7 protein-coding genes and 2 pseudogenes are annotated in these 13425 nt (G+C 45.9%); 8 read left to right on the top strand and 1 reads right to left on the bottom strand.

Going from position 1 to position 13425, the window contains the following annotated elements:
* The first annotated feature begins 278 nt into the window (after positions 1 to 278).
* From U5K35_RS05770 to U5K35_RS05740, 6 genes and pseudogenes are all read left to right on the top strand, one after another.
* Complete coding sequence (locus U5K35_RS05770; RefSeq protein WP_322570518.1) at positions 279 to 917, top strand: hypothetical protein; 639 nt, start codon at positions 279 to 281, stop codon at positions 915 to 917.
* A 2-nt stretch (positions 918 to 919) separates the two neighbouring features.
* On the top strand, positions 920 to 1141 hold the full coding sequence (locus U5K35_RS05765; protein WP_322570517.1) for a hypothetical protein: 222 nt from the start codon (positions 920 to 922) through the stop codon (positions 1139 to 1141).
* A 69-nt stretch (positions 1142 to 1210) separates the two neighbouring features.
* Positions 1211 to 4033, top strand: coding sequence for a pitrilysin family protein (locus U5K35_RS05760; RefSeq protein WP_322570516.1), 2823 nt, complete (start codon positions 1211 to 1213; stop codon positions 4031 to 4033).
* A 276-nt stretch (positions 4034 to 4309) separates the two neighbouring features.
* Positions 4310 to 6035, top strand: a pseudogene (locus U5K35_RS05750) (carbon starvation protein A).
* Positions 6036 to 6611: 576 nt separating this feature from the next.
* On the top strand, positions 6612 to 6965 hold the full coding sequence (locus U5K35_RS05745; protein WP_322570513.1) for a DEAD/DEAH box helicase: 354 nt from the start codon (positions 6612 to 6614) through the stop codon (positions 6963 to 6965).
* Complete coding sequence (locus tag U5K35_RS05740; protein WP_322570512.1) at positions 6895 to 7902, top strand: DEAD/DEAH box helicase; 1008 nt, start codon at positions 6895 to 6897, stop codon at positions 7900 to 7902. The genes U5K35_RS05745 and U5K35_RS05740 overlap by 71 nt, the downstream gene beginning before the upstream one ends.
* Before the next feature lie 74 nt (positions 7903 to 7976).
* Here the strand turns inward: U5K35_RS05740 and U5K35_RS05735 are convergent, their stop codons facing one another.
* The gene (locus U5K35_RS05735; RefSeq protein ID WP_322570511.1) at positions 7977 to 10502 is read right to left on the bottom strand and encodes a M14 metallopeptidase family protein; all 2526 of its coding nucleotides are present in this window, start codon (positions 10500 to 10502) and stop codon (positions 7977 to 7979) included.
* 85 nt (positions 10503 to 10587) lie between these two features.
* On the opposite strand from U5K35_RS05735, the gene U5K35_RS05730 reads away from it, so the two are divergent.
* Complete coding sequence (locus U5K35_RS05730) at positions 10588 to 12498, top strand: bifunctional UDP-sugar hydrolase/5'-nucleotidase (RefSeq protein ID WP_322570510.1); 1911 nt, start codon at positions 10588 to 10590, stop codon at positions 12496 to 12498.
* Positions 12499 to 12528: 30 nt separating this feature from the next.
* A pseudogene (locus U5K35_RS05725) lies at positions 12529 to 13412 on the top strand (sterol desaturase family protein).
* Positions 13413 to 13425 lie beyond the last annotated feature (13 nt).

Below are 13425 nucleotides of genomic sequence, written 5' to 3'. Positions count from 1 at the left end.
ACAGCTCCATAGTGGTCAAAATTTATACATCTATATTAAATGTTAAACTATAACAAAGAAGTGAATTGTCTCAGATAATGCAATGGTAGCGTTTATCTTGAAACGGATTTATAAACAGGCGAACAGGCTGAACCGCCGCTGTGATAGAAAATCATGTCTGTATGAGGTATTGAAAATTGTCAGATTCATTTTGTAGAAAAAATATTCTGAGCTAAATATATTGTGTCATAACCTTGAATTTACTATGCTTATGTAAACTGAACAAAACCCGGATCATTATGAACTTTGATAAAGATAAATACAAAGTCTATACCTGGAAAAACTGGATGATACTGCACTATCTCTTAAATCCGGGTCTGGTCATTAATGAGCTTATTCTGGGTCAGCGGGTACCGAAAGTATCACTTGAGGATAAAACATCTGAAAAACCGTTTCTTGAACGAAGCTATGTGCCGTGTCCGCACTGCGAAACGCTTCACGACGGGAGAACCTGGTCGACACAAAATGGCACGGCATTTAAAAACTGGTTTGGCCTCTACTGTCCGAATTGCGGAGAGATTATCCCATGTCTCATGAATCTGACAACACTCCTTGTTTTGACAGTCACGTTTCCAATCTGGGGATGGTTCAAAAATAGTTTAAAACAGAGGTGGATTGAAAATCAACCGGCCAGATATAAAGATATCGATACGGATCAGATTGAAAATCCATTTGAAGGCCTTGGCTGGATCAAAGAAGGTTTGAGTTGGGGGGTTTTGACGAGTATTTTATTGCTCATCTTATTTCCGCTTATCGGAATCGATATACTCTCAAGGCAGGTTATTGTTACTTTCTTGGGTCTTATAGTTGTAGGCGGGCCGCTGTTTGGTTTTATCATGAAACTGTTTTTTGAAAAAACTGGAGCCAAGGCTGCTTAATTATGCCATTAGTCAGAAAAGAGGAAGAGAAAAAAGTTACAAGTTTTCAATACATCTTCAGCATCGGCCTGTTTTTGGTAACTTTAATGATGTGGTTGGTTTGGGATACAAGCACCATTACTGTGCTACTAACGGGAGTGGCGGCGCTTACTGTGATTATCAACAGTTACCAACAAAAAGAAGGGAAAGATCCGAAGAGTGGATTTAGGTTCAGACGAAACTAATTATTACAATTTCTTCGCGATAAATCGTGTACATTCCCAACTGACAATTCACCCAAATATACACGATACATGAAGTTATCCTATCCGATTTTTGCTACTCTTATTGGCGCCTTGCTCTTTTTGGTCGGCGCATGCAGCTCTTCTTCCGATACCGACTTTTCCGTTGAATATGAGAAATTTACACTTGATAACGGGCTGGAAGTTATTTTTCACAAGGACGATTCTGATCCGGTTACGGCCGTAGCTCTGACGTTTCATGTCGGGTCTGCTCGCGAACTTCCCGGGCGAACAGGTTTTGCACATCTCTTTGAGCACCTGCTTTTTCTTGAATCAGAAAACCTTGGGCGGGGCGGACTGGATCAGATGAGTGCCAGAATTGGAGGATCAGGTGCAAACGGTTCCACCAGCCGCGATCGGACGAACTACTTTCAAACCGTACCGAATGACGCCCTCGAGAAGATGATCTGGGCAGAAGCCGATAAGATGGGCTATTTCATCAATACAGTAAATGAAATGGTGCTTGAGAAAGAGAAACAGGTGGTGAAAAATGAAAAGCGACAGGGTGTGGACAATGCGCCATACGGTCATACCGGTTATGTGATCGATAAAAATCTCTACCCAGAAGGACATCCCTACAGCTGGCAGGTGATCGGTTCGCTCGAAGATCTTCAGGCCGCTACGCTGGATGATGTGGTCAATTTCTACAACACCTGGTATGTGCCGAATAACGCCACACTGGTTATAGCCGGTGATTTTGATTCTGATCAAGCCCGCGAGTGGGTTCAGAAATATTTTGATGAGATTCCAGCCGGTGAGGAGATCGAGCCGCTTGAAAAGCAGCCGGCAGAACTGGATGAAACCAAAAAGTTATATCATGTGGATAATTTTGCTCGACTGCCGGAACTTCGTCTGACCTGGCCGGGGGTGGAGAACTATCACGATGACGCGTACGCACTGCAAATTTTGACGCAGCTGCTGGCTGACGGAAGAACCGCACCGCTATACGAAGTGCTCGTTGAAGAGAAAGAACTTACATCAGGCGTGGGAATGTACAGCAGCAACTCAGAGCTGGCAGGTGAAATTTCCCTCCGGGTTCGCGCCTATCCCGGTGTTGATTTAAATGATGCACTGGCAGGTGTTGAAGAAGCATTTGCGCGATATGAGGAGAATGGTTTTACTGAACAGGATCTGGAACGGGTAAAATCCGGTATTGAAACGAGATTCTACACGGGTCTCTCCAGCGTTTTAGGCAAAGCGTTTCAGCTGGCGCAGTACAATATTTTTGCCGGCGATCCGGGTTATATTAATCAGGACATTCAGAAAACACTGGATGTAACACTTGATGATGTGAACCGAGTGTATGAACAATACATCAAGGGTAAGGATTATGTGGCAACGAGCTTTGTGCCTCGCGGTGAGGCTGATCTGGCTTTGGCAGGATCTGTTGAGGCGGAAATTGAAACAGAGCAAATCGTACAGGGAGCGGAAGGTGAGGATTTTATCCTGCCGGAAGATACCGAATATGAACGAACACCTTCTTCTTTCGACCGGTCGGAAGAGCCACCTTACGGACCTGAGCCTGAGATATCCGTACCGCAAGTATGGACTTCTGAATTGAGTAACGGACTGGATGTATATGGAATTGAAAATCGTGAACTGCCGCTGGTTCAGTTCAACATCAGAATTGATGGCGGACTTTTGGTTGAAAATTCTGATAAAGTGGGTGTTTCAAATCTGTTGGCTGATGTTATGACCCGGGGAACGGCAAACAAAACTCCGGCTGAGCTTGAGCAGGCCATTGACCTTCTCGGTGCGAGCATAAATGTTAGCTCAGGACGTCAGTATTTCACTATTTCAGGAAATACACTGGCCAGAAATTATGATGCAACGCTCGATCTGGTTGAGGAGATTCTGCTCGAGCCGCGATGGGATGAACGTGAGTTTGACCTGGCGAAACAGAGTGTGTTGAGCCGGATAGCTCAGCAGCAGTCTAATCCAAACAGCATTGCCACAAATGAGTTCAACAAGTTGCTCTATGGTGATGGGCATATTCTATCATTCAGCAGCTTGGGCACTGAAGAGAGTGTGGAATCCATTACGCTGGATGATTTGAAAGCTTATTACGAAGATTACATCAATCCATCCGTTGCTACGTATCACATCGCCGGTGCCATCAATCAGAGTAATGCGGTAGCGTCTCTGTCTGATTTGGAGTCGCGGTGGGAATCCAGTCCTGTAAGTATTCCTGAATTTGAGTTTCCTGAGCCTCCGGCGCAATCCCGGGTCTATTTCTACGATGTACCGAATGCGTCACAATCGGTGTTGAGAATCGGGTACCTGGCTATGCCGGAAACGGATGATGACTACTATCCTGCAACGGTGATGAACTACATTCTTGGAGGCGGCGGATTTGCATCACGTCTCACGCAGGAGCTTCGCGAAGGAAAAGGGTATACCTACGGCATTCGGTCAGGATTTTCGGGCAGCAGTCTGCCGGGACCGTTTAGCGTAAGCAGCGGGGTGAGAAGTAATATTACCTTCGAAGCTGTAGAGTTGATTCGGGATATCATGGCAGACTACCCCGATACATTCACAGAACAGGACCTCGATAACACGCAGAGCTTTCTGTTGAAGAGCAATGCCCGCGCATTTGAAACGCTTGGAGCCAAACTGGGAATTCTTCAAACCATGAGTGCCAACGGATGGTCGGCGGATTACATTAATGCGCAGCAGGATGTTGTTCGTGAGATGAGCCGTGAAGAGATCAGCGAACTGGCCGGCGAGTACGCCAACCCCGACAGAATGTACTATGTGATTGTGGGTGATGCCCGGACACAGCTGAAGCGTTTGAGCGGCCTCGGTTACGGTGAACCCGTATTATTAAATGATTGATTTGAAAGAAATTTCGAACCGCAGAATACTGAATGTAAAATATTGAAGTGACTTTACTTCGAAATTCGATATTCAGAGTTCAACATTCTGCGGTTTAATAGCTCCAACTCAATGAATATTCTTCAGTGAATTCCGTGTTTCGCTTCGCGTCAAAAGATGTGCCGTGGCGATATTATTCAGTTGCAGATTTGCTTTAAAACTTTATTTTGGATGATGGATTGGGATGTAAGCCTATCCTGCTCTTAAATAGGCAGTAGAATCAAAACAAACTGAACCGTGCCGGCAAGCTTAGTCGCTGCTTTATCGCTCGTTCTCTTCTTTATCGGATACCGATACTACTCAAAGTATCTGGCTGAGAAAATCTATCAGCTCGACCCGGATTTTATGACTCCCGCTCATGAGTTCAAAGATGGGAGGGATTATGTACCGGCCAATAAATTTGTGCTGCTGGGGCATCATTTTACATCCATCGCCGGTGCTGCTCCAATCGTAGGGCCGGCAATTGCCGTCTACTGGGGCTGGGTTCCCGCCATGCTTGTGGGTGGTTCTCGGAACCATCTTTGCAGCCGGTGTTCATGATTTTGGAACCATGGTCCTCTCGGTTCGCAACAAAGGTCAATCTGTAGGCACGCTTGCCGATAAACTGGTTGGACGCCGGGGACGCCTTCTTTTTCTATTCATTATCCTGATTCTCGTGCTGATGGTAAATGCCGTATTTGCCTGGGTGATTTCAAACCTGTTCATCAGTTTTCCGGCCACGGTGCTCTCCATATTTATTCAGATTCCGCTGGCTATCTGGATCGGTTTTCGTGTATATAAAGCCAGCGGAAGTATGCTCATTCCCTCCATTGTTGTTCTCTTTGTGATGTATTTTACCGCCATCATCGCCAGCTATGTGCCGGTCTTGCAGATCGACCTGGTTCAATATTTCGGCGGTGAGGAGGCAACGCTTCTGTTTGGACTGAGCGGAGTTGAGATGGCGTTTCTGACCTGGATCATCGTGCTAATGGTTTACGTCTATTTTGCATCCACGCTTCCGGTCTGGATGCTGCTTCAGCCGCGTGATCTGATCAATGCCTATCAGCTCATACTTGGGTTGGCCATCCTTTACCTCGGGCTTTTCGTGATCAGTCCGGAAATTACGGCTCCGCCAACCAATACCGATACAAGCGATGTGAGCTGGTTTCCGCTTCTTTTCATTACCATTGCCTGCGGGGCGATCTCAGGATTTCACGGACTGGTTTCCTCGGGTACCACGGCCAAGCAGCTCGATAAAGAGACTGATGCCAGGTTTGTCGGGTACCTCGGTGCAATTGGCGAAGGTTCACTTGCCCTGATAACCATTGTAGCTATTGTCACTTATTTCAACACAACCGGAGAGTTTCTGGAAAACTACCACTCCTTTGAAGCGGCCGGCTCAAGCGGTTTGAATATCTTTGTTGAAGGCGCTGCCCGCCTGGCTACCGGACTGATGATTCCGTTGGAGGTAGCTCAAACGATTATTGCAGTAATCGTGATCAGTTTTGCTGCAACGACCCTGGATACTTCCGTACGCCTGATGCGATATATTTTGAATGAACTGGGTGAGGAGTACAAGGTGAAGCCACTGACCAAACTTCACACCTCCACGATGATAGCTGTTGGCGCAAGTGCGGCGTTGGTGATACTGCCGGAGGGACCACGCGGACTGGGCTCGGGCGGATATATTCTCTGGCCGCTCTTTGGGACATCCAATCAGCTTTTGGCGGGAATTAGTTTGTTGCTGATTACAATCTGGCTGAAGCGACAGGGTCGGCCCATAATTTACACTCTCGTGCCCATGATATTTGTTCTGTTTATGACGCTGTGGGCTATGATTGAGCAGGTTGTTTTTGATTGGTCCGGAGCCGGGGAGTCTGAATTCAATCTGCTTCTATTTTCGTTTGGAGCAGTAATACTAGGTTTTTCAATCTGGATTATGCTTGAAGCGTATGCTCTGTTTCGAAATAAGAGTAGTGAGTAGCAGGTATCAGGCAGAAAGTATAAAGTATTTCGCTTCATACTCGATTAATGAAATTAAAAGAGGTTGACAACCCTGAATAACAGCTGTTTCATTTCTCGCAGATTGACGCGGATAATTCCGCTGAGTCTCGCAGATACTCTGCGCAAATCTGCGTATAAATTTGCGATACTCAGCGAGAAAGAAAATATCAAACTGGTTATAATCTTCTTTTATTTCCATTAATCATTTTGGGCAGTATTGATTCAATGCTTATTACTCCAAAACCTATAGCAATAAATCCATTTCTTATCCGTACCTTATGCCCCTTCAACTGACGTTCGACGTTGACCTGCCCAACTCGGTACCTTTTTGCCTCTCTTCAGTAGTTCTCTCCTGAATGTTTGTAAATCGCGCTTTTGGCCAGGGAGTATCTCCGAAATGTTTAAAAAAACACAAGAGCGGAGCGATGCGCGAGGAGAGCGACAGATATTTCAAAATCAGGATACATAGGATAGGTATATCGTAATCCGGGTGAACGTATGTTCACTTTTTATCGAGAGCCTCAGTCCGGCTATCCAATACAAACATCAGACAAAAATGAAAAATTCTTCTTTTTCAGAGCTGGGAATTCAGCCTGAAATCCTCAAAGCCGTAAACGATATGGGCTTTGAAGCTCCAACATCCATTCAAGAAAAGTGTATACCTCAAATATTATCGGGTAAAGACCTGGTAGGGCAGGCTCAAACCGGTACGGGTAAAACCGCAGCGTTTGGTATTCCGGCACTGCAAATGGCCAACAAAGGCTCAAAATCTCCAAGTGTTTTAATTTTAACTCCAACTAGGGAATTGGCTATTCAGGTAACCGGCGAACTGATCAAACTTGCCAAAGCACGTAAACGGCGTATTTACCGTACCTGTTTATGGCGGACAGCCAATCAGCAGGCAGCTTAAGGCCCTGAAAAAAGGAGCACAGATAGTAGTGGGAACTCCGGGACGGGTAATTGATCACCTGAAGCGCGGTACATTAAAACTGGGTGCGCTCGAAATGGTTGTACTTGATGAAGCCGATGAGATGCTGAACATGGGTTTCCGAGAAGATCTCGAGCAGATTTTAAGCTACAGTAAAGGCAAATCGCAAACGGTTATGTTCTCCGCAACCGTGCCAAATGCGATCAAAAATATTATGAATCGCTGGATGGATAAGCCGGAGATGATCAAAGTTGAGGGACGGGCTCAAACAGCTGAAGGTGTTGAACAGTATGTGATGGAAGTCCGGGACTCGATGCGAGTAGAGGCGATCTCACGCGTGATTGATATGACCGGTGCCAATCTCACACTGGTTTTTTCTAATACAAAGCGCAGATGCGATTCTCTTGTACAGGAATTTCAGGCCCGCGGTTTTTCTGCCGATGCGCTCCATGGCGATATGCGCCAGAACGTGCGCGATAAGGTGATGAACAAGTTCAGAAACGGAAAAATCGAGCTTTTGGTAGCTACGGATGTTGCTGCACGCGGATTGGATGTGGATGATATTGATATCGTCTTCAACTACGATGTACCCCAGGATCCGGAGTTCTATGTCCACCGAATTGGGCGAACAGCACGCGCAGGTAAATCCGGAATGGCTATTACATTCTCTACCGGAAGGAAGAGAAAAAGTATCCGTTTTATTGAAAAAATTATCGGTGCCAAGCTGATGCCGTTGCCGATGCCTTCATCCAAAGAGGTGCAAATGTCGAAGATGGAATCGCACCTGGATGAAATCGTTGAGGTCCTTCAAAAAGGCGGGCTGAGAGAATATATCGATCAGCTGGAGCCACTTGCAGAAAGTAACTATTCACCCATTGAAATTGCGGCTGCATTGATGAAGATGAAGTTTGAAAAGTAGGTCAATGAAATGAGTTAAGAGTCCAGAGTCAAGAGGTAAATCTCTAGACTCAGGACTCAGATCTCAAATCTGAATTAGTTTCCTACAAAGAACAGGCTGTTGGCAACCAGCAGTTTTCCATTCTCCCAGAATCCCCTGAAGAGCGGATTTTCGATCATATAAACCACCTGTCCGCTGCCGTAGCTCTGAACGCCGAAAGAGAGTGAGTTCTCAATCATTGGTTCTGCTTCAGTTCCTACAAATCCACTCCTGTATGAATTGTCACGGACGGTTCCCACATTCCAGCCGGAATCCAAATAGCTGTAGGAGTCTGCACTCAATTTGAGCGTGTAGTACTCTGTATCGTAGCCGTAAGCTAACGGATGCGTTGTGTCGAGAGTTACTTCAAATGCAGAACCTGATGTGGTGTTGCTAATATAGCGTCTCGACCGGTTGTCGTAAGGTGCCAGCATCTCTTCGTTTGTCGGTTCCTCGGCCTCGGCTTGTTTTCGTGCCAGCTGGAAACCGTTTCTATCTGTGAAGTTTCGGTTTGCATTCGCAATCAACACTAGATTCCCACCTTCACGAACCCAACTCGAAATTTTCTCGATGGCGCTGTCAGTTAGTACGCTGTTGTAAGAACCTGACGGAAGAATAAGCGTGGTGAATTTAGACAGATCAGCACGCATTAGATCATCCGTATTGAGTTGTGTATTCGGGTAGTGAAGCTGCTGATCGAAAAAGTGCCACACTTCTCCTGCGCTTAGAGATGAAGTGCCATCACCCATCAGAACAGCAATTTCAGGTTTTTCGATATAGCGTACGTTATTTGAACCGAAGTCAGAACCGGATGTTACAAATCCTGTGGATGCTCCAAACAGATCCCGGCTGTGATTTTCTGCTGCAGAACGAACAATCTCATCAAATTCATCATCCAAATGAGAGTTGTTACCGCGCATAATAATCAGTGATCCGCGCTTAAAGGATTCCCCTTCTATTTCAAAATCGACGGTGGAGAATCGGCTTTTCACTCCGTTTTTGGTAATCTCAGCTAAAAACCGCGCATCATCCATGCTGTCCCAATCGGTTACATAGGCGTAAGGTTTGTCTGCACCGGAAATGGTGCTGCTTCTGTAATCTTCCGCTGAAATATTTTGATTGGGATTGATATTGGATTCCAGTGCGAAGCCTTCCAGTCCAAAACGGTAGTGCGCTTCCCAGGTGGTAATATCGTATGTGAGAGAGTCGGAAAGTTCAGGATTTGGCTCAAAGAACACGCGAGCCAATTGTCCTTGCGGCTGATAAACACTTACAACAACATCATTTTCTGAAATCGAAACACGCTCATTTTGCCCGCTCTTATAGTTATAACCGTTTGTATTTTGGTTTGAGCCGGCTGTGCCATATTCAATCTGTTGCGAATCGAGGAAGGTCAGCAGGTGGTGAATTTTGTCCGGATCGTTGTCTGCTTTAACCACAAACGATTTGTAGGTGCCTGCAGGTTCGTTTGCCGCTTTATCAAAATAGTTGGCAAACTCCCGAACTACGCGGTCAGCATTGTTGGCCGTCGCTTCAATCGTGGATATCCCCGCAACGTGGTGATGGGTCAGTCGATCTTTCAGGGTTAATACTTCACCCTCTTCTGTGGTTACCGCCGCACCGGCACTCCCGCCACCGGCTTTCTCGTACGTCATACCGATCGCGCCGTTGTATGTTGGCCAGGTATCGCCATAGCTTGGATAGAAGAGATCAAAAACCTCGCGTGTGTAGTACAGCCAGCTGTTTTCATCGAAATATTTAGTGTGATTTTTACCGATAATGGTTTGAAATTCCTCTTGCCAGTCGGTAATCACGTTGTGATACGGTTTGGCAGCCGGCGCAAAATAGTATGGAGAGTTGTACCCCATTTCATGGAAATCAACGTGAACGTGCGGCATCCACTGCTGATAAACTTCAATTCTCTGCTGCGACTCAACCTGAGTTTGCCACGCCCAGTCGCGGTTCAAATCAAACAGGTAGTGATTGGCTCGTCCGCCCGGCCATGGTTCGCGGTGTTCCCGTGCAATAGGATCGGGATTGTACTCAGTGCCAATTACAGTGTTAAACCAATTAACGTACCGGTCCCGACCGTCCGGGTTTATCATCGGGTCAATGATTACTACAGAATCATTCAGCCATGCTTTGCTTTCCCGATTTGCCGGATCAACCAGCTCATAGAGCGTTTTCATGGCAGCTTCACTGCTATTCGTCTCATTTCCATGAACGTTGTAGCTAAGCCAGGTAATTGCTTTTTGATTTTCTGTAGGCTCACCCTCTTCGAGTCCGGTCAGTTTGAGATTGTTTAAACGAATCTCTTCGAGGTTGGCGTGATTTTCTTCAGATGTAACGACAAGGTACACGAGCTCACGGTGTTCGTAAGTTTTACCATAATGGTGAATTGTCACCAATTCGGAGTTGTCGGCCACGTGGGTAACATAGCTCAAAACTCTGTGGTGAGGTGTATATCGGTCTCCAAGTTCATAACCGAGGTAATCTTCAGGTGACTGAAGCTGAGCAAATGCCCCGGTTGAAAAAAGAAAGAGTATCAGAAATGCACTTATGCTTTTTAACGGTTTTTTCATAATCTAAGATGCCTGTTGATTTGGTTGCAGCAAATTGAGACGTAACATAATCAAAACCGATAACTGCTAAAAGTCCCTAATTAGTTTGAGATTTAAATTTACAATCTTTGTCATTCTCCTTTTATGGTCGGCACAGCTGCAAGGCCGCCAATCTACTGAAACAGATCTACGATTTACAATTCTGCACACTAATGACGAGCATTCTCACCTGATTCCGATTCCGGCAGTGAACGATCATCCTGAATACAGAAACCTGGCCGACGGGGGCATTGCCAGATTGGCCGGGGCAATTAACATGATACGGACAGAAAAAAAGCAGACAGGCGAGCCTGTACTTCTATTTTCGGCAGGAGATATCTTAGGAGGCCCCGCTTTTGGCTGGCTTCCGCTGCAAGAGGGGCTGGCTCCCGAGCTGAACCTGTTTCAGGAAATGGGGTATGATGCCATCACCATTGGTAATCACGAATTCGACTACGGTTCAGATGTCTATGCCCGCTACCTGTCGGATGCAGGATATCCCGCTGCAGCCGAACAGACGGTGATTTTAGGAACCAATGTACGTCCGCCTCAGGATCATCCATTGAGTGAACGCGGAATTAAAAACCATTTTATTAAAGAACTGGATAATGGACTGCGTATCGGAATCTTTGGTTTGATTGGAAATGATGCGATCTCTAAAACGGCGGAACCAGGGCCGGTTCAGTTTGATGATCCATTTGAATCAGCTAAAAAAGCTGTTGAAGAACTCCAGAAGCAAAATGTAGACCTCATCATTTCAATAAACCACTCCGGTGTATCAGAGGATCGGCAACTGGCTGAGCTTCTGCCTGAGATCGATATTATCGTCGGCGGACATACTCACACCGCACTTCATAGCCCGATTTATGTAGAAGACACGATCATCGTTCAAGCCGGCAACTACATGCAATATCTTGGCAGGCTGGAGCTGAGCTATAACCGGGAGCTTGATAAGCTTTCGGTTCTGAATGAGGAAAACGGCAACGATTTCTTGATCCCGATTGATTCAACGATTAATGAAGATGAGGATGTATCTGCGGAAGTGGAGCGGTATACGGAGATTTTAAATGACTGGCTGAGGGATTTTACCGACGGAGCAGTAAGCAGTATTCGAGAGACAATCGCTTATTCAGATTTCCCGGTTTACCGGAATGAAATTCAGCGTGAATCAGCAATTGGAAATTTTGTGACGGATGCCATGAAATTTTCTGCTGAAAGAGTATTGGATCAGCCTATCGATATTGCCGTTCAGGCAAATGGCGCTATTCGAAGTGATATCAAGCCGGGGACGGAGGTTTGGAATCAGGGCGAAATAACATTTTATGATATGATGATGGCTTTTGGGCTGGGATCGGGAGATGATGGATCACCGGGCTATCCCCTGGTTTCCTTTTACTTAACAGAAGAAGAAGTTCGAAATGCCCTCGAAGTTTCCATCCTGCTTTCAGAGCTAATGGGGGACAACTATTTTCTGCAGTTTTCAGGGTTGAATATGATCTATAATCCGGAACGAGCCGTATTGTTTACCATTCCTTTTGCGGGCACACCTATACCGTCTTCAAGAGCTGTACTGGGTGCCGAACTTGTTGATGGAGAAGAAACCAGAACGTTACGAAAAGATTCGGATCAACTGATTCACGTAGTGACCGACTACTATATCGCAGGCTTTTTGCCAATGGTTGGAGAGAGGCTGCCCGGTCTTGCAATCACTTTGCGGGATGAAAATGGGCGGGCTATTTCACTTGATGAAGCCATCATCACGGATGGAGATCATCAGCTGAAGGTTTGGACCGGTGTATTGGACTATGTTCAGTCTCTGGAAAAAAATGAAGATGGAATCCCGGTCATTCCGGCTCGTTATGAAACCCCGGAAGGAAGGTTGACCATAACCTATACTCTTCCATTGTGGGTATGGCCGGTTGCCGCACTGCTTCTGATAGGTTCGGTTATCTTCCTGATTCTGAGGAGAAGGAAGTAGACGGGCAAAATTTCAACGAACATTAACCGTATGGAAACGATCATCACATTTTTTGAAGATGTTCCAACTACCTTCAGGGCATTTATTCTGATTGGAGGCATTTTCATATTTTGGGTGATGGAGGGTGTAATTCCTCTCTTTCAGTTCACCTACAACAAGGTTCGTCACGCCGGGATCAATCTCACTTTCACTCTTTTTACAGCTATTATCGGATTTGGACTGGCAGGTGTTCTCTACTTCACATCTTACTGGGTAACCGAAAATGAGTTTGGACTCCTGCACCTGGCAGATTTTCCTCTCTGGGCGAAAATCATAATCGGCGTGATGCTGCTTGATTTTATGGGCGCCTGGCTGATTCACTGGATTGAGCACAAAATAAAATGGATGTGGAAATTTCATCTGGTTCACCACAGCGATACAACCGTGGATGTGACCACCGGCCTGCGGCACCATCCCGGCGAAACTGTATTTAGAATCTTCTTTACCATTCTGGGAGTCTTTCTGGTGGGAATACCGATCGGAATTGTGATGCTTTACCAAAGCATGTCTGTACTTTTTGCGCATATCACTCACGCCAATATCAACATGCCGCGAAAAATAGACCGGGCTCTATCCTACTTTTTCATTACGCCAAACATGCACAAAGTTCACCATCACTACACCCAGCCTCATTACGGATACCAATTACGGAAATATATTTGCCGTCTGGGACCGATTGTTTGGCACATTTGCTGAGGTGAATGATGTTCAGCACCTAAAATATGGAATTGATACCGCATTTGGATCCGACTGAAATTGAGCATTTGGGTAATTTGCTAAAGATTCCCTTTCAGGAATACCGCCCGCCTACAGACGCAAAATTGAGCGATACAGCCGACTTGAAAGTGGAAAAGCTCGGTAAAAACAGAAGATAAATGTAAAACTTAA

This window comes from Rhodohalobacter sp., assembly GCF_034521535.1.
In the GTDB taxonomy this organism is placed as follows: Bacteria; Bacteroidota; Rhodothermia; order Balneolales; family Balneolaceae; genus Rhodohalobacter.
This window is presented reverse-complemented; position numbering and strand designations above follow the sequence as displayed.

Bases quoted from the DNA above. Each gene is read 5' to 3' on its own strand.
- U5K35_RS05760 (WP_322570516.1), top strand. From the start codon at position 1,211: ATGAAGTTATCCTATCCGATTTTTGCTACTCTTATTGGCGCCTTGCTC.
- U5K35_RS05735 (WP_322570511.1), bottom strand. From the start codon at position 10,502: ATGAAAAAACCGTTAAAAAGCATAAGTGCATTTCTGATACTCTTTCTT.
- U5K35_RS05770 (WP_322570518.1), top strand. From the start codon at position 279: ATGAACTTTGATAAAGATAAATACAAAGTCTATACCTGGAAAAACTGG.
- U5K35_RS05745 (WP_322570513.1), top strand. From the start codon at position 6,612: ATGAAAAATTCTTCTTTTTCAGAGCTGGGAATTCAGCCTGAAATCCTC.
- U5K35_RS05765 (WP_322570517.1), top strand. From the start codon at position 920: ATGCCATTAGTCAGAAAAGAGGAAGAGAAAAAAGTTACAAGTTTTCAA.